The 25,997-nt window shown below is 29.7% G+C and carries 23 protein-coding genes and 5 tRNA genes; 14 read left to right on the top strand and 14 right to left on the bottom strand.

What is annotated here, in order from left to right:
- Positions 1–339: 339 nt before the first annotated feature.
- Both CQA53_RS00505 and CQA53_RS00500 read left to right on the top strand, forming a co-directional pair.
- A complete protein-coding gene (locus CQA53_RS00505) occupies positions 340–1,770 on the top strand; it encodes a response regulator (RefSeq protein WP_115542063.1) in 1,431 nt (476 codons plus the stop codon).
- 192 nt (positions 1,771–1,962) lie between these two features.
- Positions 1,963–2,781, top strand: a complete 819-nt coding sequence (locus tag CQA53_RS00500) for a hypothetical protein (RefSeq protein ID WP_115542062.1) — start codon at positions 1,963–1,965, stop codon at positions 2,779–2,781.
- A gap of 250 nt (positions 2,782–3,031) precedes the next feature.
- On the opposite strand, the gene CQA53_RS00495 is transcribed toward CQA53_RS00500, so the two are convergent.
- From CQA53_RS00495 to CQA53_RS00485, 3 genes are read right to left on the bottom strand one after another with little or no spacing between them, the layout of a single operon-like run.
- Entirely contained in the window at positions 3,032–4,618 is a 1,587-nt protein-coding gene (locus CQA53_RS00495; RefSeq protein ID WP_115542061.1) for a methyl-accepting chemotaxis protein, read from the bottom strand.
- A gap of 27 nt (positions 4,619–4,645) precedes the next feature.
- Complete coding sequence (gene lptA / locus CQA53_RS00490; protein WP_115542060.1) at positions 4,646–5,119, bottom strand: lipopolysaccharide transport periplasmic protein LptA; 474 nt, start codon at positions 5,117–5,119, stop codon at positions 4,646–4,648.
- Positions 5,120–5,130: 11 nt separating this feature from the next.
- Positions 5,131–5,721 carry a hypothetical protein gene (locus tag CQA53_RS00485; RefSeq protein WP_115542059.1) on the bottom strand — a complete coding sequence of 197 codons (591 nt, stop codon included), beginning with the start codon at positions 5,719–5,721 and terminating at the stop codon, positions 5,131–5,133.
- Between the two features lie 378 nt (positions 5,722–6,099).
- Between CQA53_RS00485 and CQA53_RS00480 the strand changes: the two genes are divergently transcribed.
- From CQA53_RS00480 to CQA53_RS00445, 8 genes are all read left to right on the top strand, one after another.
- Positions 6,100–6,705 (top strand): hypothetical protein, encoded by a 606-nt coding sequence (locus tag CQA53_RS00480; protein ID WP_115542058.1) that lies wholly within the window; start codon positions 6,100–6,102, stop codon positions 6,703–6,705.
- Positions 6,706–6,723: 18 nt separating this feature from the next.
- Complete coding sequence (locus tag CQA53_RS00475) at positions 6,724–7,071, top strand: hydrogenase/urease maturation nickel metallochaperone HypA (protein WP_115542057.1); 348 nt, start codon at positions 6,724–6,726, stop codon at positions 7,069–7,071.
- An 11-nt stretch (positions 7,072–7,082) separates the two neighbouring features.
- On the top strand, positions 7,083–8,027 hold the full coding sequence (gene mua / locus CQA53_RS00470; protein ID WP_245945537.1) for a nickel-binding protein Mua: 945 nt from the start codon (positions 7,083–7,085) through the stop codon (positions 8,025–8,027).
- 343 nt (positions 8,028–8,370) lie between these two features.
- Positions 8,371–9,294: a branched-chain amino acid transaminase gene (locus CQA53_RS00465; protein ID WP_115542056.1), complete on the top strand. Its 924-nt coding sequence runs from the start codon at positions 8,371–8,373 to the stop codon at positions 9,292–9,294.
- Positions 9,295–9,319: 25 nt separating this feature from the next.
- The gene (locus CQA53_RS00460) at positions 9,320–10,387 is read left to right on the top strand and encodes a prohibitin family protein (RefSeq protein WP_115542055.1); all 1,068 of its coding nucleotides are present in this window, start codon (positions 9,320–9,322) and stop codon (positions 10,385–10,387) included.
- A gap of 62 nt (positions 10,388–10,449) precedes the next feature.
- The gene (hisIE, locus tag CQA53_RS00455; protein WP_181882297.1) at positions 10,450–11,253 is read left to right on the top strand and encodes a bifunctional phosphoribosyl-AMP cyclohydrolase/phosphoribosyl-ATP diphosphatase HisIE; all 804 of its coding nucleotides are present in this window, start codon (positions 10,450–10,452) and stop codon (positions 11,251–11,253) included.
- A gap of 24 nt (positions 11,254–11,277) precedes the next feature.
- Positions 11,278–12,276, top strand: a complete 999-nt coding sequence (locus tag CQA53_RS00450) for a DUF2393 family protein (protein WP_115542054.1) — start codon at positions 11,278–11,280, stop codon at positions 12,274–12,276.
- Positions 12,277–12,537: 261 nt separating this feature from the next.
- Entirely contained in the window at positions 12,538–12,882 is a 345-nt protein-coding gene (locus CQA53_RS00445; protein WP_115542053.1) for an AzlD domain-containing protein, read from the top strand.
- A 193-nt stretch (positions 12,883–13,075) separates the two neighbouring features.
- Here CQA53_RS00445 and CQA53_RS00440 read toward each other — a convergent pair.
- From CQA53_RS00440 to CQA53_RS00420, 5 genes are all read right to left on the bottom strand, one after another.
- Positions 13,076–13,162, bottom strand: a tRNA-Ser gene (locus tag CQA53_RS00440).
- Between the two features lie 29 nt (positions 13,163–13,191).
- Positions 13,192–13,266, bottom strand: a tRNA-Cys gene (locus tag CQA53_RS00435).
- Between the two features lie 33 nt (positions 13,267–13,299).
- Positions 13,300–13,387 (bottom strand) — tRNA-Leu (locus tag CQA53_RS00430).
- Positions 13,388–13,588: 201 nt separating this feature from the next.
- A tRNA-Gly gene (locus CQA53_RS00425) sits at positions 13,589–13,663 on the bottom strand.
- 56 nt (positions 13,664–13,719) lie between these two features.
- A tRNA-Leu gene (locus tag CQA53_RS00420) sits at positions 13,720–13,804 on the bottom strand.
- A 420-nt stretch (positions 13,805–14,224) separates the two neighbouring features.
- Here CQA53_RS00420 and CQA53_RS00415 point away from each other — a divergent pair.
- Positions 14,225–15,013 (top strand): SIMPL domain-containing protein, encoded by a 789-nt coding sequence (locus tag CQA53_RS00415; RefSeq protein ID WP_115542052.1) that lies wholly within the window; start codon positions 14,225–14,227, stop codon positions 15,011–15,013.
- 505 nt (positions 15,014–15,518) lie between these two features.
- Here the strand turns inward: CQA53_RS00415 and CQA53_RS00410 are convergent.
- From CQA53_RS00410 to CQA53_RS00400, 3 genes are all read right to left on the bottom strand, one after another.
- Positions 15,519–16,766, bottom strand: coding sequence for a patatin-like phospholipase family protein (locus CQA53_RS00410; RefSeq protein ID WP_115542051.1), 1,248 nt, complete (start codon positions 16,764–16,766; stop codon positions 15,519–15,521).
- A gap of 37 nt (positions 16,767–16,803) precedes the next feature.
- The gene (gene fliP, locus CQA53_RS00405; protein WP_115542230.1) at positions 16,804–17,589 is read right to left on the bottom strand and encodes a flagellar type III secretion system pore protein FliP; all 786 of its coding nucleotides are present in this window, start codon (positions 17,587–17,589) and stop codon (positions 16,804–16,806) included.
- Positions 17,590–17,825: 236 nt separating this feature from the next.
- Positions 17,826–18,449 carry a hypothetical protein gene (locus CQA53_RS00400; RefSeq protein ID WP_115542050.1) on the bottom strand — a complete coding sequence of 208 codons (624 nt, stop codon included), beginning with the start codon at positions 18,447–18,449 and terminating at the stop codon, positions 17,826–17,828.
- A gap of 374 nt (positions 18,450–18,823) precedes the next feature.
- On the opposite strand from CQA53_RS00400, the gene CQA53_RS00395 reads away from it, so the two are divergent.
- Entirely contained in the window at positions 18,824–19,900 is a 1,077-nt protein-coding gene (locus CQA53_RS00395) for an LptF/LptG family permease (RefSeq protein ID WP_115542049.1), read from the top strand.
- A 120-nt stretch (positions 19,901–20,020) separates the two neighbouring features.
- On the opposite strand, the gene kdsB is transcribed toward CQA53_RS00395, so the two are convergent.
- Complete coding sequence (gene kdsB / locus CQA53_RS00390; RefSeq protein WP_115542048.1) at positions 20,021–20,731, bottom strand: 3-deoxy-manno-octulosonate cytidylyltransferase; 711 nt, start codon at positions 20,729–20,731, stop codon at positions 20,021–20,023.
- 147 nt (positions 20,732–20,878) lie between these two features.
- On the opposite strand from kdsB, the gene rpsU reads away from it, so the two are divergent.
- Positions 20,879–21,091, top strand: coding sequence for a 30S ribosomal protein S21 (rpsU, locus tag CQA53_RS00385; protein WP_115542047.1), 213 nt, complete (start codon positions 20,879–20,881; stop codon positions 21,089–21,091).
- Between the two features lie 531 nt (positions 21,092–21,622).
- Here rpsU and CQA53_RS00380 read toward each other — a convergent pair.
- Complete coding sequence (locus CQA53_RS00380; RefSeq protein ID WP_115542046.1) at positions 21,623–22,378, bottom strand: GTP-binding protein; 756 nt, start codon at positions 22,376–22,378, stop codon at positions 21,623–21,625.
- A 600-nt stretch (positions 22,379–22,978) separates the two neighbouring features.
- On the opposite strand from CQA53_RS00380, the gene CQA53_RS00375 reads away from it, so the two are divergent.
- Positions 22,979–24,004, top strand: coding sequence for a glycosyltransferase family 9 protein (locus CQA53_RS00375; protein WP_245945534.1), 1,026 nt, complete (start codon positions 22,979–22,981; stop codon positions 24,002–24,004).
- Positions 24,005–24,042: 38 nt separating this feature from the next.
- Here the strand turns inward: CQA53_RS00375 and rpoD are convergent, their stop codons facing one another.
- The gene (rpoD, locus tag CQA53_RS00370) at positions 24,043–25,923 is read right to left on the bottom strand and encodes an RNA polymerase sigma factor RpoD (RefSeq protein ID WP_115542045.1); all 1,881 of its coding nucleotides are present in this window, start codon (positions 25,921–25,923) and stop codon (positions 24,043–24,045) included.
- Positions 25,924–25,997 lie beyond the last annotated feature (74 nt).

Raw genomic sequence — 25,997 nt, 5'->3', positions numbered from 1 at the left:
AAGTTTATTTCAACTAATTATTTTTTATTGTTCTAAACTCATAAAATTTTAATCATTTAATATTTTATAGAATCTAATATAGCTTCAGAATTACCACAAAAACCTCGCTTACCAACTTTAAGGTTCATTCCAATCTTTTATTCTTTAATAATTAAATCAGTTCTCTTACTTCTTACAATTATATTTCAAGCAATTAAGGTATTCAAAAATATAAAATAAAATGAAAAATAATATTTATTAGGCTCTATGCACTAATTTATTTGAATAAAAGTTTATGTTTTTTGTTATAATACTAAACTTTACGAATCTTAATTTCGGTATTTTAAGGAAAGGTGAGTTATGTTAGAAGGGCAAATCATCAGTATAGATGTTGAAAAAAAGGAAGGAAAAGTTGAACAAACACTTAACAATCGAGTGTTTCCATTTCCATTTAGTGCATGGCAAGGAGAAGAAAAGGAGATTGCAAACAATATAGATGTTGAATTTGTGGTTGAAAATCGCATTGTCATCAAGATTCAAGCTAAAATTTCAGTCGAAGATGAAGAAGCTATACCTGTCACAAAATCTGCAGGTGAATGTATTAATGAGTTTTTTGCACGTGAAAAATCTATTTTAGAAAATCATCAAGAATTTATTGATGGTCACCCAGAAATCGATTTTATGAAAATGAGAAGATTTTTATTTACAGCATACAATGATCTTTGTGATTTAGATTCTATGCTTGAAAACAAAGAATTACGTATGGTAAAACATGAGGTATCATCACTATATCGAGATTTTGAAGAATACAATAAAAAGATTCAATATCCCCTACCCTATTGTTTTGAAAAAATTTTCTTAGTGCGACAAGTTGCCTTTACACATTTAGAACAATATATTGAAGATGTAAAAATTGGTATGAATGGAGCAAAAGCTGAATGCGAACCTCTTGGAAGAAGACTTGAAGAAGAAGAACGTACATTGAAACTTATGTCTGACAAAAAGAGTCGTGAATATTTAGAATTTGAAAAAGAAGTTAAACTTTTGCGTCGTCGCTTTGTTGATCTTATCGATTATATTGCTCGACAAAAAGAAGTCATTGCAAAAGAAACAGAACGTCTCAAAGCTTTTAGAGAAAAACATTTACAAGAATTTTCAGATGTGTTTGCACCTATGACCGAGGAAATTAAGGAGCGTTTTGTAAAACTTCTGAATACAAAAGGCTATGATCTTGATAAAGAAATGTGGGCGAGAGCAAAAATAAATCAATATGTTAAGAAATTTTTCCGCGATGCGGATATTCATGGTGGTTATAATTCTGTTACCTATTTACGATACTTCCTCAAAGGAATTGATAAAAATAAAATTACTTCCCCAAGAACAAAAGAGCTTTTTAGCTTATTAAAAACTCTTGAGACAACAAGTAAACGTAATGTTTTTATTATACAAGAGAATGATACTAAGTCATTTAAATCACGACAATTGATTGAGAGGGTGGATGCAACACTAAAAATAACTGTTGAACACAATCCATTCGAAGCATTAACTAAACTTAATACAACTCCACAAGATATTGTTATACTTGATTACAAAAATAGTGGGTTGTTAGCTTTTGATTTTATTCGTGAATATAATGAAAACCCACATGCGAAGAATCCAACATTTATTGTAATTACACCAAATAAACTTGAATATAGTCTTATCGAAGAAGGTAAGGGATTAGGGATAGAATATTTTGTTGTTGCAACAGATACAGAGGCATTTTCAGATGCAATCAGAATGGCAATTTAGCCCCTCATTCCTTATTTTTTAATTTAATAAATAATTCATTGGAGCGTTAAATATTAATTAGCATAAATAATATTCTAACAAACCTCAATAAATTATAAAAATTAAAGAGGAATTTATACAAACAGAGAGAAATCTGCTACAATTTTAATTCAAAAAAGTGCAAATATGCGAACAAATACAAAAAGTTAGAATATGAAAAAAAGTATATATATTTTCTTTCTTGTTTCTTTTTTAGGATTTCAATCTGCATATACTACGGGATTAACACAAAAACAATTAGATTATTATTTTATGATATTTATTGAGAAATTTCCTATTCTTAAATTTAGTGGTTTTTTTAATAATCCAAATAATCCTAAAACTGGAATTCATATTTCAAATTGCAAAACAAATCTCTGTGATGTGAGCTACAACGACTATACAAATTTTAAACAAAATTTTGCACCAGTTCCAGAGTGTAAAAGTGCAAATAAACTTCTTATTATAGACTCACAACATGGTAAAATAGGTAGTGCACTTATACGTATTCAAGAAGATAAGATTCATATTTATGGTACAATAGAGTTTGAATGTGAATCTTATAAAATTGCTAATAATCTACGCAAAGTGCAGATGCAACAAACTCAAGAAATATCTCCAAATTATGAACTTACTTTAAAAGATAGTGTATTTCAAGCACATTTTAATTATCCTATTAATCTAGATTGTCTCGGTCGTAAAAAGTTTAGTGAATCTCAAATTTGTGTCGAACCTTTCTTAAGTGATACTTATAGTTTTGGGCAATTTTTTATATTTCTTGCTACTCAAGAACCGCAATCCTTTCATGTGCCAGATCAAATCTACAAAGATTACAAAACCATGCAACACGATATTGCTGTCTGTGAAACAAGCAAACGACATCGCGAATGTATATATGCTGTGCTTGGAAAATTTGAAACACAAGTAAAAAATAATCTCATCATTGATGACACACCCAATCAAGAATCAATGCATTATAGATTACTACATTAGTTTTCGTCCTTAAGTATAATAAATCGAAAATAAAAAGCTAAAAAGATTTTGTTTTCCAATACACAATCCAATTATATTAGAAATATCAGAATCTACAAAACACGAAAAGCCACATAATTTCTCAAAAGAGGGTAGCATATTCATATCATATTAGAATATGCAAGAAGTTTTAACTTTTACAATTCTGATAATACATTAACTTCGTATTAATAAGAATAAATTTATTAATACTTCTAATATTTTTTAATAGTCAGGTTTTAAATTTTGAAATAGATTTTTCCAAAGATTGAGCTTTTTTTGTCATATCATTGATAACAACTTGAACATTATGACCTACATCTTGTGTGCTACTACTAAAATGTATAATTGTTTCCATCATCTCATTAAGTTCTCGAATATGATAAGCAATTGTGCTACTAATATCTTTTAGCTTTAAAGAATTATCTTTTGTAACTTGCAACTTGTCTTTTGTGCTATTTGCATGTGTGATAAGAGGAGTAGTATTATCTGTAATTTTATGCATTCGTGTTGTTACATCAGTAATAGTTTGTTGGACATCAGATATACTCTGCGAAACAAGACCAATATTACTTTCAATTTCACCTAATGATTTTTGTGTGCGTTGTGCAAGTTGTTTTACATGATCTGCCACAATAGCAAAACTCCTCCCATGTTCTCCTGCTCTTGCTGCCTCTATTGAGGCATTAAGAGCTAAAACATTTGTTTGTTCAGAAATATCATGAATTAAGGCGAGAATTGCACGAATATTATTGGCATGTTCAGTAAGATCTTGGACATAATGAACAACTTGCTCTTGTTGTTCTGCAGATTCTGTAATTAGTGCAATAGAATCTTGTAGATTTTTAACAAAATCTTCCAAAGTATTTTCAGTTTCTACAATATCATTAAGTGTTTGACTGGTTGTAGTTTCGACAACGATAATCTGATTATCGATATTTTGTGTTAATTGATTTACTTTATCAACAGCACTGAATTGCTCATCTGAATTTTTTGACAAAGTTGTTGATATTTGCGAAAGCTGCAAACAGGTTCGTGTATTTTCTTCACTTACCCCCTTACTTAGTGAGATCGTATTTTGTATTGTTTCAATAAAGCGATTAACATATGAAGAAGCTACACCAACTTCATCATGACTTTTAATTGATATTCTTTTTGTTAAATCACCGCTACCACCTTCAGTAAGATCCCGTGCCATATCTTTTAGACGATTCAATGGTTTTACCAATTCTCTATCAAAGAAAAAATAAAGCCCGACAATTGCTAATATCCCAGCTCCAATCATCGTAAATAAAAGATAATTTTGTGTTTCATCAATTTGCTCATAAATATTGCTCATTGAAAGCTTTAACTCCAACACTCCAAGCACATCGCCATTATTTGCATTTGCATGACATTGCAAACAACTTTCATTTGCAATTAATGGTTTGTGCAATATAAAACCATCAATTGATTTATCGGGCAATAGACTTTGCTCTTTGGATTTAAATATTTTACCAATATCCTCTCGTTGCGTTTGTTTCTCTGTGGGGCTATATATTTCATTTACAATATCAGAACGAAAGATTGTAGCATCTTTAATTCCTTGAATCTGTCTGGCTTCTTCCATACTCGCATCCATAATTTCTCTATCACCAAAATTCATACTCATGCGAATTGTTTGGAAAATAGAAGCCCCAAGCATTTTGGCAACATCTTCTCCTTCTCTCGCCGCCATATTCTTATAGCCATTGGAAATAATTATATATAAACCACCACAACCAATTGCAATAAACAAGAGTAATGTAAATAAAACTTTGGCACGAAAAGTTTTTAGCATACTAACTCCTTACTTTATATTGGGCTATTATTCTGTGGTTTCAAGTGAGAATATCACTCTCGCTGGTTTCGTTGTCTTTCCGACAATATTTGCATATTCACCATCAGCAGATAAAACTATTTCGTCTCCCTTGAGCAAATTTGCTTTACCAGTTTCTTGAATTATGGCATTATCATAGAGCGTATATTGATTTTTTTTCACATCATAAACAAGCCTATTGCCACTTCCCTTTAATTCTCGCTTATCAGTTGTTATAATAGTAAATTTCACATTACCAGTTGCCTCGTAAGAAAATGGTTTGCGATTATTATCTGTAAATACAACAACTTTATCAGAATAAAGTAAGTCATTCCCTTTTTTGATTCTCACATCACCTGTAATCGTTGTAACATTTCCTACACTTTGAAAATTCTTTGCAATAATATCTATGACATCAGCCTTTGCTGCGAATACATATTGTTGCAAAAAAAGTAGAAAAAGCAAAGATTTTAATGTATACATATTCAGTTCTCCTACTTAACTTTCAAAATTTGTGAATTAATATTGTGTGCAGTAATTACATCAGTTTTCTTATCATAAAAAATATTCTTCCCCATAGTTTTCATTCCTTCATCTTCGATGAAAAAATCGCCTTTTCCCATAAAAACTTCAGTTACAATATTATACACCCCTTTTTCTGAAAAAAACTTAATATAAGGAGTTTTTCTATAATTTATCCCCAAAATAAAATCATACTCATCTCCAATATGCCATACCTCTTTACCATCAAGATGTTCAATAGAACCATCATCATTAAATTTGCTCCCAAGAAAATTTTTATAAACCTCTTTTTCTTGATATTGTTGCATACTTTCTCCGCTAATATTTATATCAATATATTGTTCATTAAAACGATGTAAAATAAATTGATGAATCTCCATTATAGGGAGTTCATTATGTTTCTTGTAATTCTTCATTGGCATTTCAAAGAAGAAAAAGGAAGTAAGGGTAAGCATAAATAATGCAAGAAAAAATAGTAACATAAAGTCAATCTTTTGTAAAAAAGCTTTCATAATTGATTTGGTAGTTAAAAAGATTCTAAAAATAGCTTTTTTTTTATTCATTATGCTTCCTTTAATTGAATACCCAAATATAAAGTTTAAGCAAATTCTATACTATTTCTTAAAAACTGATGAAGTTTTAAATATTTTTCGTAATACAAAATTATATTGAAATAATCTCCATCTCACATTAAAAAATCTCAAAATACTCCAAAATATTTTCTTTAATTATGTGAAATCATAGGTTAATAAGGTATCAATATGTTTTTTTAAAAAACTAAAAAATCTTTAAATTAGGTGTTAAATAAAATATTTCTCTCACTTTTTCCAAAAAATATTTTATATTCAATTTTCTAAAATCATGTATATTTTAAATTAAAAATCTACAAAGATATTATATAATTTTGAGTTAAGCATAAGCAATATACTTAGAGGTTACATATGGATATTTATGCTATTGTTGTCTATGCACTTTTTTGCACAGCTTTCACACTCACAATAATATCATTTGCTAGAATTGCAGGACTTTTCACAATTAATACAACACTTAAAGCTGGTCTTGCAATTTTTATTTTTATTATTTGTCTGATACATTTTGGAAAATATAGTATCGCACGGTTACTTTATAGTCTCTTTGATATACCAAGTTTTTTACTTGCTCTTGTGTGTATTTTATCAATTATAAGAAGTTTTGTTAATCAAATCGGTATAATAATAAGCTATAAAGGAATGATATTTTTATTTTTTGCATGGATATTATTTGCATGTAATACTTTTGGAATCTTTGAATGGTCTTATGGATCAACTAATTACAAGATTCTCATTATTGGAATATTTATTGCAGTTGGATATTGCACCGATCGTGTATGTGGTATATTAATGCTTTGTGTATTTCTACTTTGGATGATTTTTTCCAGCTCAATTGATATTTATCATGCAATGTTTGATGTGCTTGTGTGTGGATTGTGCGTATGTATCCAAAGTATGCCTATGTCTTGGGAAAATTTTCATGTTGCATTATTAAAACCGCACATACCACGACATTAGAGATAAAGGGAGAAATATATGCATGAATATTCGGTTATTGCCTCATTGCTTGAACTTTGTATGGAACAAATTAGAATAAATCATGCGACAAATGCTACAAATATTATTATTAGTGTTGGCGAACGATCGAATATTGAGAAATCATTGTTAATAAGTGCATTTGATATTTTGAAAGTTGAATATGATGAATTATCACATGCTGAAATTACCATAATTACAGAACAAGTTTCAATAGAATGTAATGATTGCAAACAAAGCTTTCACAATCTCGAAAATCCAACTTGTCCATTTTGTAAGAGTGAAAATACCTTTATTGCAAAGGGTAGAGATATAAAACTTGAAAGCATAGAACTTGAGATTAAATAAAGGAGCATAATTTGAAAGAAGACGAACGAGAAGTGTTGGCACATATGATTCAAAATATTGATGAACAAGAAATTTTTTTAGAATTCATTGCAAAAGCAGAAACAATTAAAGAATCATGGCAAATCGCTAAAATATTTGAAAACAAGAAAAAAGAATTCATTGAAAATTTACAAGAATATGACTCTCTTATTAAAGATAAGGAAAGACAACTTAAGATAATTACTGCAGAAATAGTAGATGCTAATAATCTTTTAAAAGATGCGAATGACGAGCTTGATACAATTAAAGCACAATTAGAAGATATGCGTTCTAAAGCACAATTTTACAAGACAAAAATTATGCAAGGGAAGCAATCACAATCAAATGAGTCTTCTGACTTTCAAGAAAGTTTTATATTACAAAAAGAAGATAATCAAACAGATATGTTGGATTTTGAAGATATGATTCAAAAATTTCAACCTTTAAGCACAGTGAGTGTCCATATAAAAAATGGTGCCACAGCTATGGCTCGTGTCGCACAAGTTGTATATTCCGAAGATGTCTATGAAGTGTATCAACGAGTAGGAAAAAGGCTTTTTCGCTTGAAAGATAGAATCAATGAATTGGAATTAACTAATAAAAAATTAACAATTGAGTTACGTGATTTATCTGAGGAAGATAATTTCAGAGAAAATATGCAAAGTAAAATGATTACACCTGAAAACGAAGACTTTCAACCTATTTCAAATACAAAATTAAAAACACAAAATCCAAACTTCAAAATACAAAACATGAAAACTAATGCAAAATCTATGGGGTTAGAATATAATGAAGATTCTGAAATAGATATAAATTTAGATATTGATTTGAATAAAAGAATGGAAAAAATTGACAAGAAAAAAGAAAAAGTAGAAGAAATGTTTCAGCAACTTAATAGTTTTTTGCGTGATGATAACCTAAATTTACATAATAAATAGGACCTTAATAAGCCCCACCCCCCCCAAAAAAATCAAAAAAGACCACTCCTGATTATACTATGAATACCAAAGAATACGATAGATAGAGCAATATTACAACCAAAAAATCTTCTCTGTTGCAAGTCATTCAAATATTTGATAGTAAAAAATAAAAATTTGTTAAAACTACAAAGTTTATATTATAATTATTTCGGTTATTTAATTTTCAATGCAATATTTTCATGTAAAAATTTTGAAAAACAGATTATATTATAACTTTTGTGGTAGAATCACAAATTTAACGCTTAATTTATTTAGTTTCATAAAGTCTTAAACACCAAATAAAACTATAATAAGGACAGTAATGACAGAATCAAAATATATATGGAAAAATGGTAAGCTTATTCCATGGAAAGAAGCTACAACGCATATTTTAACTCATACACTACATTATGGGAATGGTGTATTTGAGGGAACTAGAGCGTATATGACAGATAATGGATTGGCTATATTTCGACTTGAAGAACATACCGCAAGGTTGCTCAATAGTGCAAAAATTGTCATGATTCAATGTCCATATAGCAAAGAAGAGTTAAAACAAGCACAAATAGAATTACTTCGTGCAAATAAAGTTGACTATAGAAGTAATGTTTATCTCCGACCAATTATATATTTAGGATACGGAGCAATGGGTGTATATCATCTCAATTCTCCCGTCGATGTTGCTATTGCTTCATGGGAATGGGGAGCATATTTAGGAGAAGAAGCACTCAATAAAGGGATTCGTGTAAAAATCAGTTCCTTTGTTCGCAATAATATTAAATCAAGCATGGGGAAAGCAAAAGCAGTGGCAAACTATCTTAACTCTCAAATGGCAAAGCACGAGGCAATTGCATGTGGATTCGAAGAAGCATTGTTGCTTGATGATAATGGTTTTATTGCAGAAGGTAGTGGTGAATGTTTTTTTATCATAAAAAACGGGAAACTTATCACACCTCCATATGATAATTCATTAGAATCTATCACACAAGATACTGTATTGTGCATTGCAAAAGATTTAAGTATCCCAGTAGAACAAAGACGCATTACACGAGATGAAGTTTATGTTGCAGATGAAGCATTTTTCACAGGAACTGCAGCGGAAATTACACCTATTTGTGAAGTAGATTTCAGAAAAATTGGCAATGGTAGTCGTGGTGAAATGACAAAAAAATTGCAAGATGAATTTTTTAGAATTGTTATGGGAAAAAGTGAAAAATACCAAGATTTTTTAACATACATTGATTAATTTAACAAGTCAAAAGGAAATATAAATGCCAATAGATCTAAACGAACATAGACGCAAACAAAACAACAATCAACCATCTCAAAATGTTCCACCACCAAACAATAATAGCAATAATCGCCCTAATAGTAATCGAAATAATGGTAGTGGATTTAATATGAATTCTATCCAAATGCCTAATATGAATGGAAAATTTGTAGGTTTTCTGATTACAATTGCTATCTTAATATTCTTTTTTATCCTCGCGCGACCCTTTATCGTCATTAATTCAGGTGAAGTTGGTATAAAAGTAAATCTTGGGGAATACCAACCAGCACCGTTATTACCAGGTTTACATTTTTTCGTTCCAATTTTGCAAAATATTATTATTGTAGATACGCGTGTGCGAACACAACATTTTATAAGCGATGATAATACAGATAGAAGTCAAAACGCAAGTACAAAATATAAAAGTCCTATACAGGTGCGTGACAAGCAAGCACTTGATGTATCTATTGAGTTGACATTAAAATATAGATTGGAAGGTGATAAAGCTTCAGCAATGATTCGCGATTATACCATGCAATGGGACGAAAATATCGTTGTTCCATATATCGCGGAAGCTGTTGCTAGTACAGTTGGTAACTTTAATGCAGAGGAACTACCAAGCAAAAGAGATGAAGTAGCAAGGCTCATTATTGCGAGTTTTAAGAACAAAATAGCCTCGATTAAAGATCAGTCAATTCAATTTGATTCCTTAGAACTTCGAAAAATTATCTTACCACAACAAATCAAAGACAAAATTGAACAAGTACAAGTTGCAAAACAAGAAGCGGAACGTGCAAAACAAGAAGCAAATGCGCTAAGAGAAAGGGCACAAGGTAAAGCAGATGCATCAATCACGGAAGCAAAAGGACAAGCAGAAGCAAATAGACTTGTTAGCGAGAGTCTTTCTTCAAGGTTACTTGAACTACGGCAAATTGAAATTCAAGGTAAATTTAATGAGGCCTTAAGAGACAATAGAGACGCACAGATTTTCCTAACTCCAGGTGGAGCAGTGCCAAACATTTGGGTTGATTCTAAGAATAAACAAAGGACAACAATTAGCAATCAATAATGAAAATCTATAACAACATAAAATCATTATAATTGTTTTTGAACAAATATTGGGATTTAAGAATGAAAGAAATAATTCAAGATTATAGTATAGAAACATTAGAAAGTATAATAGCATGGGATAGTCATGGTCTTATTCCCTGCATTACTCAAGATTATTTAACAAACAAAGTTCTTATGTTAGCCTATATGAATCGAGAATCTTTATCACTTAGTATTGAAACTCATATTGCTCATTATTTTTCTCGTTCAAAACAAAGAATATGGAAAAAAGGAGAAACGAGTGGGAATATTCAGGAGATTCAAGAAATATCGTTTGATTGTGACAATGACACTATGCTATTAAAAGTTGTGCAAAAAGGTTATGCTTGTCATACCGGAGAAACGAGTTGCTTTTTTAAAGTAATTCCAATTGCACAACATATTTTAAACAATTCAATACAATCTTATAGACAATATAACAAGACAAATCATCTACAAAACCAAAATGAAAATATAACACAAAGTTTGAAAATGTATGGTGTCCTTGATACACTCTATCATATTTTATTAGATCGTAAAAATGCAGATTCTAATAAATCTTATACAGCAAGTCTTTTTGCAAAAGGTGAGAATACGATTGCAAAAAAAATTATTGAAGAAGCCGGAGAGTTTTGCTTTGCCTTTAAAGATAAAAATACTTGCGAAATTGTGTATGAATGTGCTGATGTTTTCTATCATATGTTTGTCGCACTTGCCAGTATGAAAATTCATCCTGATAGAATCTACCAAGAATTAGAACGACGAATGGGAACAAGTGGTGTCGATGAAAAAAAATCTCGTGCACAAAATACAATTCTCTCTAGCAAGCAGCATAATCAAGAATAGCTATAAAACAAGGTTTGGTCAGTCATGAAAGAGAAAATTACTGAATTTTTTTCATATTTTCATTGGTATGATATGATTTTATTTTCGGCACTTGCACTTTTAGCAATGTGTTTAATATTTCTCTCATTTTTAACATTTCGCAAAAGAATTATTTCTATTTTATGTTTCTTGCTCGGATTCACACTAATCATTGCAATTCCTTTTGTCGTTCGATATTTCTTAGAAGAAAGATTATACAAAGTAGAAATAAAGAAAGCTTATGACAGTGTTTATAACTATTCAGAAGTATATCAATACATCGCAAATATAACAAATGTAGGAAAAAGAAACATAGCAGGATGTATTATGTCGCATCAGATTCTCTATGATACTTCCAAGACTTCTGGTTTTACAAAAATTAAATATATTGCATTGAATTACGCTAAACCAAAATATGTCTATAATAAAGAAATTCCTATGGACCTAAAAGTTGGTCAGAGTGTGGATATATCTGAAGTCATGGAAAACTATCCATATCGTGGTGAACCATACACCACAAAAATAGAATGTTATGGTGTCAAAAAATATGGTGATGAAGTAAAGCGATTGCAGGGAGTCTATCTACCAAAAACAGAACAACAAGATGATGCGTCAGTAATGTCAAAAGAAGAACCACAATCAGATGAAGAGACAATAGATGATTCACTGGATTCTAAAGTAAAAACTAATATCCAAGAAAATAAACAGGATTTAGAACAAGATACAAAGAATTTAGATACTCAAACATCTGTCCAAGAAAAACAACAACAAAACAATATTTTACCACCAATTCAAAATGACTCTGAGACACAAACACAAAATCACAACTTAGACCAACAGTTTAACAATACAGATTCTTTATCACAAAATCCACCACATAGTGAACAACCTAATAATCAAATTCCAAATATAATTCCTCCGCAAGATAATGGCACACAAATACCAGATTGGCGGGAAAAAAGAGATAATTTCAATATACCACTATTAAAAGAAACACCGAGATAAAAAGGATTTGGTTTTATTTAATAATCCTGTAACTTTATAGAAAATATATAAAAGTAATTTATCAATACTAATTCTTAAAATTTAGCTTAAAGTAAAAAATTATTGAATATTGATTTGATATAAATATTGTGAAAAGATATGATATAATATGTAAAATTTCCAGAAAATAAATAATATGGAAATATAACATATATTAACAAGATATAATTGATATTAAGAAATAATTATTCTTTAATATAAATTATTGATGAAAGAAAGACTATGATATATATAACTATTCTTCTCATTGCCACCATTACAGCGTTAACAAGATTTTTACCATTTTTTATATTTTCAAATCGCATTCCCAATTTTATTATATGGCTTGGGATTATGCTACCACCTAGTCTTATTGCAATGGTATTGATTTATTCGTGCAAGGATATTATTAGTAGTTTAATAAATCCTGATGAAAATTTTAGCAATGGTATAATTGGTGTTGTTGGCATTATAATCGTGCTATCTATACATATTTTATCTAAAAACATCTTATTAAGCATTATTGGTGGGACACTTATTTATTTATTAATCTGTAATTTTCAGAATCTTATGCTACTTTTTCATTAGTATAATTTGACTAAAAATATCCTTAGGAATAAATTTGATTCTTATATAATCTTAAAAGATGCACTTCTTTATTGTTTTATTCTAAATAAAAATTAAAAACTATCAAAAAAAATTACAAAATATTCTAAAAACTAAAGAAGTGAATGTTGGAGATAAATAGAAAATTATAAGAAGATAATTTTATACTATAAAATGGCCGAGAGAGAGGGATTCGAACCCCCGGAGGTTTTGCCTCAACGGTTTTCAAGACCGCCGCTTTCGACCACTCAGCCATCTCTCGATTATAACAATTAAATTGGGTTACTGCTATGGAGGCGACACTCGGAATCGAACCGAGGAATCAGAGCTTTGCAGGCTCGTGCCTTACCGCTTGGCTATGTCGCCATAATACAAATAACATATTGTTTTATAAGGTAATGGTGCCCAAAGCCGGACTTGAACCGGCACGGAAAAAAAATCCGAGGGATTTTAAGTCCCTTGTGTCTACCAATTCCACCACCTGGGCAGATCTAGTGCAATATTAGCTATTAAGCTAAAAAATAGTTGTTTCATTTATAACAAAAAAGCAAATTTATCTTTTAGACCTATACAACCAATAAAAAATACTTTCATATAAGTTATACTTATATTAAGTTAATTATGTCAACAGATAACACCGAATAGATATTTTTGACTATTTATAATCGATAGTCTCTAAAAAATCATATGGAGCGGGAAACGGGGATCGAACCCGCGGCCCCAACCTTGGCAAGGTTGTGCTCTACCACTGAGCTATTCCCGCACTTTTAGGATTTGCAATTATAGCATAAAATTTAAAAAAACACAAACATAAATTCATGGTGCGGAAGAGAGGACTTGAACCTCCATACCTTGCGGTGCTAGATCCTAAGTCTAGTGCGTCTGCCAGTTTCGCCACTTCCGCATACCAAAATTATAAAACGAGTATTATACATTATAATACCTTAAATAAATATAAAATTTTACTTTTATTCTTAAAACAACCAATTTTACGATTGATATATAACTTTTATGGCTTGATATTTGGATATAATATTGTGATTTCCGCTCAATCAAGTTTCACCACAATAAACATATATTAATTAAATCTTTCGTGCAATTATATAAAATAATTTTTACAAATACCTCTTGTATAATTCTTAGAAAATTGTTTTAAAAAATTCTATACTACATTCGATTTGTAAATGAGTGTAATGATATTTATAGAGAACTTGTATGGTTATAGCAATATTTTGGTATTATCAAAAAATACTGAAAAAATATAATCTCTTTTACTTTCTTATGATAGAATCTATTCCATACTTGATAATTAAGGAAGTTTGTAATGTTTTGGGTAAAAAGCATTTCGATAGCAGTGGTTCTATTGGCATTATTTGTTGGTGGTATTTTATTTGATATTTTTGTGGTAAAAAAAATGCCAGTTTCTCTACATAGTGGGAATAAGGATTCGCTTAAAATATCTCAACAGATAAAAGTAAATAAAATGGTAACTCCCACATCATTTCGTGTAAGAATAGCGATTAGGGGAAATATGAAACTTCGACTTTTAACGACAATAAATGAAGTTGAGCGACAACAAATTATGACCACATTTAATACTATCATTGCTCTTATTAAAGAAAATTCAAGCATTTGTAGTGGTGGAGAAAACTCAATAGGACCAGAAGAATATTGGGAAAACAATGGTAAAACAAAACAGGGATATAATGCCATTATACAGGCTAGATGCGAGTTTAATGAATCGCAAAAAGACACATATATTACTTTTCTCAATAAGGTTATTGTAGCTACCCAAGCAAATGATCTTTTAGCAGTTTCTGTCCCACCACTAGAAAGCTTTGTTCCAGAAAAGGAAAGGGCAAAATATACAGGGGAATTAAAAGATTCTATTATCCAACAAGCAAAAGATATGAGCCAATATTATGCTAAGAATCTTTCCACAACATGTAAAATTTCAAAAATTGATTTTCCCTATGTTCATTTCCCAATGTCAATGGTATTAAACGCAAAAAGTGTTGTTGCAGATAGCGATACAAGAATTGATGTAAAGTTGCCTGTTCCAGAAGAACAAGAAGTTAGAATTGATGCTAATGTGGAAATATCATGTGAATAAATTAATAAAAAATAAATCCTATAATATATCAGTATTACAATATTGATATACAAGTTGTGGGTTTTACGCTACCAAAAAATTATCAACTGAACTTATCTCATGAATAAAGTATAAAGGAATCCTCTATGAGGTTTTATTATGGATATTAAGTAAGTTAGAATCTTACTCTAACAATTCCCGTTATAACAAACTTTCTATAAAAAATTTCTTCTATTTTTTGAAATCTTTTATATATTCAGATATAAAAAACCTTGCTAATGTCTACAAGTTTTCAAACACTTTATGCTCTTGAGTAAGTAATAATTTTACATGTAACCCTACCCTTTTTAACTTCACTATTTCAGCAATATTTTATTTAAAATATGACATTCTTACAACAAAATCTTTTATTACTTTTAATTCATATCACCTTTTTATAAAATATTTGCATATAGTTTTATATCTTACAATACCTACACTTCAAAGAACATAATACTACTGAGAATTTTAAAAAAAGAATTATTGTCTAAAGAGATTCCATAAAATAACAAAGAATAACTGACAAAAATTCCCTATCTGTTATATCGTTACTTAATGATGTGATGTTTTGATTATGTAAGAAATCTCTAGATTTTTGCCAAATATCTTGAAGCACATTTGGTATTGTATGAATTTGTAATACATCAAATTCGAAATAATACATTTGAGATTCTATTAATGCGAGAACAAAATTTTCCAAGTATGTTGTACGAGGGAGAAGCGATAGTGTATTTATAAAACCATCTGGTAATTTTAAAGAAGATGTAAGGAGTTCTAAAATTCTATTATGAATGGGTGTATTATTTGAAATATTTACAATTTTCTGCAATAACTCAAAACTACTTGCTTCATAATGCGTTGTTGCTTCATCATGAAGAATTTTAGATAATGTGCGAATAAAGGCATCATTGTATTGTTTCATATCCAGATCATAAAAGCTAAAATTATTTCCTCGAATCTTACCAAAAGATTTCATTGTATCCAAATATCCCAATGTAATGTTTTCGCTAATTGTCGCATTATCAAAATCAAGCATACTACCCAAACTCTCTTTTGGCTGTATACAACGCACAAGCGGGTGATTACTATATTCATGAGGGTTTGGATTCAGTGCAATTGCGATAATTTGTTCCGCACCAAGCATAAATGCAAAATTAATTGGTAAATTGTCATAATAGCCACCATCAATATACCCATCATCTCCAATTTTATATATAGGAAATGCAGGAAAACACGAGCATGAAGCAAGTATCCAATCTTTTAGAGAATCGTGTTGAATAGTATCTTTAGCTTTTTGACATGGTTTCATAGATGGAAATTTTACACTTACAAGTCCATAATTGATATGGGATTTGAAGAATTTATCTTCATGGATATATTCAGAAAGCAGTCGTTTCAATGGGGTAATATCCATACCTTTATTGTCTGCGTAGCTTTTTAAAAAAGGTAAGAGCTTATCACTATGATCTCGATAGTAATTAAAATCTGTGCGAAGATTGAGACCATTGATAATAACCTTGTCAATGTCAATCCCCATCCACAAATCAAGTGCACGTTCAAAATCATCTTGCACCATAAGTACACCATTGAAAGAACCTATGCTTGTGCCTGTAACAATATCATAGTCTATTTGTAATTCTCTTAAAGCTTTCCACGCTCCAATTTGATACGAACCTTTTGACCCACCACCACCTAAGACAATCGCTTTTTTAAGCTTTTTTGTAGTATTTTGCATATACTCTTTTATCCCTTATATTTTCTTATGATAAATCTTAGCTGTAATTAAATGCACGAACAAGATTCCATGTTAGCAGATTAAAGCCATCAACGAGTACAAATATAAGAATCTTAAATGGTAAAGAAATCATAACTGGAGGTAACATCATCATACCCATAGACATAAGCACAGACGCAATCACCATATCAATAACTAAAAATGGCAAATAGAGCAAGAAACCAATTTGAAATGCTGTTTTCAACTCACTAATCATAAATGAGGGGACAATAATACTTAATGAAACTTGATCAATCAGTTTTGCGAAATCTTCATCGGTATTAATATTATTCATTTGGGGAGGATTCTCATTGCGTATTTTATAAAAAAGTGCAATATCACTATGACGCGTATTGGTTATCATAAATTTTTTAAAAGGACGAATTGTATCTTCAAATGCTTGTTCATAGCCGATTTCTTCTGCCATATAAGGTTTTATCCCAACATTATATGCATCTTTTACAACAGGTTCCATAATAAAAAAGGTAAGGATTAATGCAAAACTTACCAAAACTTGTGTTGGCGGCGATTGCTGTGTGCCAAGTGCTGTGCGTAAAAAACCCAATACAATTAAAATCCTTGTAAAACTTGTCATCATTAAAAGGAGTGATGGCGCTAAGACAAGTAAAGTCAGCAGGATAACGATATTAAGCGTAGTTACAAGTTGTGTAGGTGTACTTGGTGGATTAATGCTTAAATCCACAGTTGGAATTGGCACACCATTAATCTTTGAGACATTGTCATTTGGTGCAGCAAATACTGGATTGAGACATATCAAAAACATATAGAACAAGAATGCAATATTGCATAATATTTTATTTTTGTTTCTCACATATAGCCTTCAATCAAAAATAGAATCTTATAATTAAATTTACAAAAAGTTTTACAGAGGTAAAAAGTATTTTAGACTATTCTTGTTTTTATCAATTCTTTTGATCATAAATTTTAATTATTTTAATATGTTTAAGCTTAGAATTATAGCACAGATTCTCTAATTTTATCTATTTCTGTGTTGCTCTATTAAAAAATCGCAAATTCTACGTGAAAGCTTTGCTCTATTGGTTGCAATCCTATTGCATTCCCTTGACTAACACCAGAAGGGAAAAAGCTCCAACGATACAGAAGATTGACATTTACAATAAAAAATTTTGCAATTCCAATTCCTGTTTCTACATAATACCCATGAATATCCGCTCTACTTGCTTTAGAATCAGGATAAACAAAGATTCCTCCTCCACCAAGAATAAGTGAAAATGGTTGTGGAAATTTTGCAAAAATATTTGTCGTGCTATATGGGAAATGCAAATAAAGTTCTGCACCAACCAAATGACTTTTTATAACATTATGATTAAAGTTATATTTCACACGCATACCCATATCAAACACATGCTCTATATTATCAAATACACCATAAAATGCAGAAAAATAATTCCACCCCACACTCACACCCAAACTATAACCTGTGTCTCCATTATGCGTAATACTCGTTGATGAACCCACATGAAAAGACACAAGCTGCAGTGGTCCTCCACCGATCATACGCCAATCATAATTACCACCATAATTTTGTGCAATAGCATATTGATGCGTGTAGAATAGTAAAAAAATAAGTGCAATTTTATATTTTTTATATACCATCAACATTCTGTTTTTTATCCTTGCGAGAGTCAGAATCTTGATTATAATTTCATAATTTTTAGATTATAACTATTGATTTGATTCAAAATTCTTCCATACATTTTTAGAATCTTTATATACTGAATTTCATTCTAAAAAGATTCTATACTTTTTAGGTAAATCATTCATCTCATTTTATTCTTTAAAATCTTAAGAAGTTATTTCAAGTAAAATTATTGATTGAGTTAATAGCTAGATTACTTATGATCTTCACTGCATTAAAACCATAAAATTAATCTTTCCACCAAATATTGTCAATAAATTTCTTTTAAGGTGTTCATTAATAAACTTCCTTTAAAAGATTTTGATACAATACGCCATAAACTTAGAAAAGGAATTGCATGTTTTTTTGGTTTATCGCAGTCCGTTTTTTAAAGCCAACCATAATAATATTGTTAGGGCTAGAATTTTTTTTTCTTGCTGTTGATAGTTTGCAATATTTTGATTTACTCTCAAGTTCTGCGAATACTGCTGTGCGTTTTTTAGCGTTTAATGCCATGTATGCTTTTAATTATGTTTTACCTCTTTCTCTTCTTTTAGGATTAATTGTATTTTATATTACACTCATTAAAAGTAATCAATATATCGCCCTCTTATCGCTTGGATATTCAAAAAAAAAGATACTCTTCCCACCATTTATATTAATAAACATCATTATTTCTTGTTATATTGGATTGAATGCAACAAATTTCGCCTATGCTCAAGAAAATGTAGATAATATTATCCAAAAAAATGAAGGTAGTGCAATTTCCAAAGATTTATTTATTCGTTACGGTGAGGACTATATTTATTTTCAAAGAATTTATCCACTCTTACAAAAAGCTGAAAATATCAAAGTATATCAAACGCGTTCTTTATCAAATGGAAAAAGACAATTAATTAGTATTACACGTGCAAATGAAGGTTTTTTTGCACAGAATGAATGGCATTTAATAGAACCGAGAATCTCCACTTTTCCATCATCTTATGAATTAGGACAAACAACAATGACAACAACACAACATGAAAGAATTCAAATTCTCAAGGGTTTTCGTCCAAAAATTCTTGATACTTTTTATAAGAACAAACCATCTGTTTCTTTAATCGATGCAATATATTCATTAAATATTCTTTTACAAGAACATGCTGATACAAAACGCACTCGAGGTATTTTATATTCACTAGGCATTATACCCTTTTTTATCTCAATGATAGCTGTGATTATTGCGTATTATGCCCCACCTCTTGCTAGATATGAGAATCTCGCAATACTTGGAATTGGTTTTAGTGTACTCTCTCTTATGATTTGGGGTATATTTTTTTCACTTGGAAAATTGAATGCAAATGCTATTTTTATTCCAGAAATTAGTATGTTATTACCTCTTTTTATCTTATTTGTTGTAAGTTGTAGATATTACTGGAAACTGAATAGAATCTAAAATTTATGAAATATTTAATTTATATTATAAAAATTATAAAATTAATTTTTTCTTATGGTATTCTAAAAAAATATTAGAACCTTGAAAGAGTCTATGAAAAATACTCTCCCGATTTTCGCTTTAGATTCCATACATTTTTTTTGCTTCTTCTAAGTCCTGTGGTGTATCTATACCGATACTGTGACTTTCCACACACACGACTTTAATAATCTTATTATAATAAATAGCACGGAGTTGTTCTAGTTTTTCTATGTTCTCAAGTTCTGTTTCTGGTAAATCTGCCAATTCTTCAAGACTTTCCTTAGAATATGCATATAAGCCAAGATGTCCTAAATATTTTTGTTCTACATTAGCATTATCTCTATAAAAAGGAATGCAGGAACGAGAAAAATAAATTGCTTCACTATTATGGTTTAATACAACCTTTACAATATTTGGATTTTGTGCATTTTCAGAATCAATTTCTTTTGCACAAGTTGCCATAAAGGGATTATCGTGCATAGAATCTCGCAATGATAAAATAACAGAATGCTCCAAGAATGGTTCATCAGCTTGCAAATTAATAATGGTTGTATCCGACTTTAATCCCAATATTTTACTTGCCTCAAGCACACGCAAACTACCATTTGATATAGCAGGGTCTGTCATAACATATTGAATATTATATTGTTTGGCAATCTCACAAGTCTCATGAGAATCTAAAGCTAATATGACTTCATCAATTTCTTGAGCATTTTTTGCACTTCTAATAAACATTGGCATACCGCCAATATCACATAAAATTTTCTGTGGGAATCTTGTGCTACCAAGTCTTGCAGGAATAATTATCATGATTTTTCCTTTTTAAACATATTGTTGTAAAGAAATTGTAGCATAAGATTAAAGTAAAATAAAAATATATATTATTGTATGTAAAAGCACTTTTATTTGTATTTTTTTGTTATAATGTCCATTTTATTTCAGAAAGGTGGTGGTATTATGCCGGGTGTTAAAGTCAAAGACAATGAAACTTTTGATGAAGCATATAGACGATTTAAGAAACAAGCAGATAGAAATCTCATTGTAACTGAATGTCGCTCAAGAAGATTTTTTGAATCTCAAACGGAACAACGCAAAAAACGTAAAATTAATGCAAAAAAGAAAATGCTTAAGCGACTCTACATGCTAAGAAGATATGAGTCTCGCCTCTAAAATATAACTTTATGTTAGAAACTTGTTTCTCAATTTTAAAAAATATAGGGTTTAGATTCTAAACCCTATAATAATCTAAATTTCCTACTTACTACATTCAAGTATTATTATTTCATATAAGTATCTTATAAATCATTTGGAAGAATAGAGTTTATAGAAATTGTAAATTTATTAACAAGTAGTTTATATCAAAAATGTAATAATATTATAAAAAATAATTACTCTCCAAATATAAATTAATAAAGGCTAAGGGTTGAAATAGTTAGTCCAATTTATAATTTTATAAAAACACATAATACTAATTAAATATCTTTTAAATTCTTTTAAGATTCTATAAAGTGTTAGAAATCTTTATACAATTAATTATAGTTTGTTGTATATCTACGCCATATACAAGTTATTCAATCTTCATACCATTTTGCAAATATAATTCTCTAAGTTATAGAGTCTAATTATTTGAAACGCTAGAAAATTAAGCAATACAATATTACACTCATTTAGAAAATTATATAATTTTATATTTCTAATTAATCAAAACTTCTCAATATCTATTCCCAGACTTTGGATAAGAATCTCGCGAAAGAGATTCTGTATTGATTGGGGATTTTTTTTAAGTGTTGAAATTGTAATATTACCACTTGCACGCAATTTATGAAGTTCATTCTTTTTAAGTTTATCATCTTTTGTAAAAATTTTTAAGATTCTGCAATCTTTGCGTGCAACAAGTAATGATTGTAAAAAACTTTCTATTTTTTGATCAATTTCTAAATTTATATGTCTAGAATCAATAAGATGACAAAATAATTTAATATTCTTTCTTTTTTGGATAAATTCTGTGAGATTTTTATCCCATAAATGTTGCATTGTTTTACTTACTTTGGCATATCCAAATCCCGGAAAATCTACAATTACAAGTGGGATACAAATTGTATCCGCTTCTAATTTTGTATTAAAATCTTGTTGTTTGACTTTGTTGTTAGAATCATATACTAATCGAGAATCTTGCATAACATGTATTTGGTTTTGCTCTTTTATTTTGAGGATTTGCCAAGTTGTCCCAAAGAAATTTATCAATCGTGTTTTACCTGGTGTGCTAGAACTTTTTGCTAGTTTATGGTTAAGTAAAAGATTAATCAATGAGCTTTTTCCTACATTGCTACGCCCAAGTATCGCAATCTCTGTGGATTCAGTAGTAATGGATTCTGTAATTTTACTTGCTGATTTAATAAATCTAGATTCTAGAACTTTGATTGCAATTTGTTCTTGTTGTAAAATGTCATACCACATATTATTCCTTCTTAAAATCCTAAAGCATTGGTGTGATTGCGTGTTGTAAAGCCAAATTTGGCAAATATTATCCTAAAATTGTGGGGAATGCATTAAATTATAAATGAAAAATAATATTTTATCTTGATTTAGAATAAAATAAAGTCAATGTATAAGATAGGCTTAAACATTAATAATCCTTACAATATTCTCCAAAATTTCTAGCTTGAATTTTTTATAAAATGGAATTTTAAAAGATAACAAAGATATTTTTGATAGTAATACAATAAATTTTACTCTTAATATGAACTTAACTTTTTGAATGCGAGAATCCACCATATAATGATATAAAAATACTTCAAAATGTTGTGTGGGAAGTAGATATGTTGTAAATTATCATTGGACTAGTCTTAAGAAATGTTTAAAATCTTGAAATGGCAAAACACATTATTATATGATAAGATTTAGGTATTGGATTGTGAAGAAAATCTATCACCAAATTCCTTCTAATATTGTAGATTCATTGATAGTTACTACAAACTTTTTTATACAACCTAGATACAAATTTTGGGTAATAAAATTATGTTATAATTCTGCAACAATAACACATAAGGAATGAAAGTGGGCTATGCAAAAATTGCTTTTTATCGTGCAGGATTAATTGGGGACAATGTTGTTGCATTACACGCAATTTATGTATTAAGATTCCTTTATCCAGATTCACTACTGGTTGTCTATACAAATTCTAATGGGATACAGCTTTATACACAATTTACCTTTATTGATGTTTTAATCAATATAGATTCATTAGGACAAAAAGAACTGCAAAATAATATAAATAGTTATTCTTTTGATGTATTTGTGCTTACTCAAGCTAATCGTAGGCATTGCAACTTGATATACCACACAAATTGCAAAAAAATTATTTCATTCTTATCTGCTGGCAATATTTTTAAATCAAGATTTCATACTATTTTTCTTTCTCGAAATTTTAATTCTATGCCACAATATCAAAGAATGCTTATGCTTGTTCGTAAAATAGATTCTCAAATCTTTGATAAACATATTAATGCCATAGACTTTTCTGCTATTATGTTGCGTTCAAATCAAGAAAATGATGATTTTGTTCAAAACTTTTTTAACACGCATAATATTTGTCTCGAATCTCCAATTGTAGTCATCAATCCATTTGTGCATTCTACCTTTTGCAATCTTACTCTACATGAATGTGGGGAGGGGGGATGGAACAAGCTCATTAATATATTAAGTTCATTATATCCAACAATAAATTTTATTATCCCTACCTATTCTAATAATAAAAAATTACCAGATTCACTGCCACAAAATGTTAAAATCTTTTATAATACCCATGATTTGTTAAATCTTGTTGCATTATTGCGATATGCAACACTTCTTATTAGCCCAAGCACAGGTCCAAGTCACATAGCAAATAATCTTAAAATCCCTATTATTTTACTTTGTAGCAAAAGAGATAAAAGTTTATGGAAAGGAGATAATATGGATAGTTCTTATTTCATTGAGTTACAAAAAACCACAAAACATATTACACCGAGAGAGGAAGATATTATAATACAAGAAACATTAGAAAAATTCAAAATATTTTGTAAAAACTATAATGTCTTATAACATCAAGAATATAAGTTCATAATATCATGTTAATTTTATTAACCACCTAAATATTGTCTTAATTGTCGTCCTATACGCGGATGTTTAAGTTTTTTAATCGCACTTGATTCTATCTGACGCACACGTTCTCTTGTAACATTTAATGCTTTCCCAATCTCTTCGAGTGTCCTATCACTTTCATCTTCTAAGAGACCAAAACGCATTTTAATAACAGCCTTTTCGCGTTCATTAAGTTGGTCAAGAACATGATCAATTTGATGTCGTAAATCCTCTTTTAACATAGCATCCATAGAACTCATTGTTTCCTTATCTTCAACAAAATCGCCAAATTTACCATCATCATCATTGCCAATTGGTGCTTCTAAGCTAATTGGTTCTTTCGTAATTTTAATGACATTCTTTACCTTGTCAACGCTTAAACCAACTTGGTTGGCAATAGATTCTACATCAAGTTCTTCACCTTTTTCCTGTACATGTTTTCGCATAAGATTTTTAATTTTGTTGATTGTATCAATCATGTGGATTGGGATTCTAATTGTCCTTGCCTGATCAGCAATAGCACGAGAAATAGCCTGTTTAATCCACCAAGTAGCATAGGTAGAAAACTTATATTGTTTGCGGTATTCAAACTTATCTACGGCTTTCATTAATCCTATATTTCCTTCTTGTATTAAGTCCAAAAATGGTAATCCACGATTCGTGTAACGTTTCGCAATACTTACCACAAGTCGTAAATTACTGCGACTCATTTTTGTCTTTGCCGTATCAGAAATTCTTTTGCCACGTTTAATTTGCTCCAAAATTTCTTTAAGTTTTTCTGGCTCAAGATTAAAACCACTTTGGCTTGCTTCCTTTGTTTTGTAAAGTTTCTGAATCTCAACATAAGTTGTTACCATAGTATTTTCAGGAACTTGTGCTACAATATCTTCACGCGACATATTTGTAATATTTTTCAACATTTTTTTGTGATTTTCCAACAAAGAATCATTAAAAAGATTCAAACGATATTCTAACCTTTTTAGTTCCCGTTCAAAACCACCATCACTTTTTAAACTATTTTCCATCGCTTTTGTTAGCTCATTAATCAACTTGCTTGTTGGTCCTAAGGCAAGCAATCGTTGTTTAAGAATATTTTTTTTATGTGCTAAAATAAATGTGTGTAATAATTCCTCATCTTCACTTCTTACGACCCTATTTTGCTCATCTTCACAATCTTTTTCAATGATTTTCAACCAATCATTTTTCGCATCATTAAGAGCTTGAAAACTCTCTAATACCTTCTCTATTCTTGCTTCATCAGCTTTAGAGTTTTTTCTATTTTTTCTTTTTATATCCTCATCAAAATCAGAATCTTCAAAATCTACCTCATCAGAATCTATATCATCATCTTGGACATCTTCAAAACTTTTAAACAACTCCTTAACACGTCGTTCACGATTAATTAATGCCTCTTTATAATCATAAATAAAATCAATAAGATACGGCACGGAACAAATTGCATCAATAATAATATCTTCGCCTTTCTCCATGTCCTTACTAAGACTTACTTCTTCATCTTTACTTAAAAGTGGAATTTGTCCCATTTCACGCAAATACATACGCACAGGGCTGTCACTTCTGCTCCACTCTAAAAGTTCTTTTTCGCGTTGAAAATCAAACTCTTCGCTTAATGATTCTTCAATATTTTTTTGTTTTATAATTTCTGCTTCAATCTTATCTTTTTCATTCAGATTCTTTGCCATTTCAGAAGAACTAATAAGTTTTTTCTTATATGTCTTGCAAAGAGATTTTACTTTTGTAATCATAGACATTGTTGGTTCGGAATCAATAATTTGTGCTATGGCTTCATAACTTACGCAATCATCTTTTGCTTTTTTAAAAAGATCTTCAAGTCTTTCATTTACCTTACTTGTTGCCATATTAAACTCCTTTTATATTATTCAGAATCTATCCTTATATCACAATATAGTCAATAATTCATGAATAACAAAAT

This window comes from Helicobacter didelphidarum (genome assembly GCF_003364195.1).
GTDB lineage: Bacteria > Campylobacterota > Campylobacteria > Campylobacterales > Helicobacteraceae > Helicobacter_A > Helicobacter_A didelphidarum.
The sequence above is the reverse complement of the archived record's forward strand: the minus strand, read 5'-3'. Positions and strand labels throughout refer to the sequence as shown.

Bases quoted from the DNA above. Each gene is read 5' to 3' on its own strand.
- CQA53_RS00505 (WP_115542063.1), top strand. From the start codon at position 340: ATGTTAGAAGGGCAAATCATCAGTATAGATGTTGAAAAAAAGGAAGGA.
- CQA53_RS00500 (WP_115542062.1), top strand. From the start codon at position 1,963: ATGAAAAAAAGTATATATATTTTCTTTCTTGTTTCTTTTTTAGGATTT.
- CQA53_RS00495 (WP_115542061.1), bottom strand. From the start codon at position 4,618: ATGCTAAAAACTTTTCGTGCCAAAGTTTTATTTACATTACTCTTGTTT.
- lptA (WP_115542060.1), bottom strand. From the start codon at position 5,119: ATGTATACATTAAAATCTTTGCTTTTTCTACTTTTTTTGCAACAATAT.
- CQA53_RS00485 (WP_115542059.1), bottom strand. From the start codon at position 5,721: ATGAATAAAAAAAAAGCTATTTTTAGAATCTTTTTAACTACCAAATCA.
- CQA53_RS00480 (WP_115542058.1), top strand. From the start codon at position 6,100: ATGGATATTTATGCTATTGTTGTCTATGCACTTTTTTGCACAGCTTTC.
- CQA53_RS00475 (WP_115542057.1), top strand. From the start codon at position 6,724: ATGCATGAATATTCGGTTATTGCCTCATTGCTTGAACTTTGTATGGAA.
- CQA53_RS00465 (WP_115542056.1), top strand. From the start codon at position 8,371: ATGACAGAATCAAAATATATATGGAAAAATGGTAAGCTTATTCCATGG.
- CQA53_RS00460 (WP_115542055.1), top strand. From the start codon at position 9,320: ATGCCAATAGATCTAAACGAACATAGACGCAAACAAAACAACAATCAA.
- hisIE (WP_181882297.1), top strand. From the start codon at position 10,450: ATGAAAGAAATAATTCAAGATTATAGTATAGAAACATTAGAAAGTATA.
- CQA53_RS00450 (WP_115542054.1), top strand. From the start codon at position 11,278: ATGAAAGAGAAAATTACTGAATTTTTTTCATATTTTCATTGGTATGAT.
- CQA53_RS00445 (WP_115542053.1), top strand. From the start codon at position 12,538: ATGATATATATAACTATTCTTCTCATTGCCACCATTACAGCGTTAACA.
- CQA53_RS00415 (WP_115542052.1), top strand. From the start codon at position 14,225: ATGTTTTGGGTAAAAAGCATTTCGATAGCAGTGGTTCTATTGGCATTA.
- CQA53_RS00410 (WP_115542051.1), bottom strand. From the start codon at position 16,766: ATGCAAAATACTACAAAAAAGCTTAAAAAAGCGATTGTCTTAGGTGGT.
- fliP (WP_115542230.1), bottom strand. From the start codon at position 17,589: ATGTTTTTGATATGTCTCAATCCAGTATTTGCTGCACCAAATGACAAT.
- CQA53_RS00400 (WP_115542050.1), bottom strand. From the start codon at position 18,449: ATGTTGATGGTATATAAAAAATATAAAATTGCACTTATTTTTTTACTA.
- CQA53_RS00395 (WP_115542049.1), top strand. From the start codon at position 18,824: ATGTTTTTTTGGTTTATCGCAGTCCGTTTTTTAAAGCCAACCATAATA.
- kdsB (WP_115542048.1), bottom strand. From the start codon at position 20,731: ATGATAATTATTCCTGCAAGACTTGGTAGCACAAGATTCCCACAGAAA.
- rpsU (WP_115542047.1), top strand. From the start codon at position 20,879: ATGCCGGGTGTTAAAGTCAAAGACAATGAAACTTTTGATGAAGCATAT.
- CQA53_RS00380 (WP_115542046.1), bottom strand. From the start codon at position 22,378: ATGTGGTATGACATTTTACAACAAGAACAAATTGCAATCAAAGTTCTA.
- rpoD (WP_115542045.1), bottom strand. From the start codon at position 25,923: ATGGCAACAAGTAAGGTAAATGAAAGACTTGAAGATCTTTTTAAAAAA.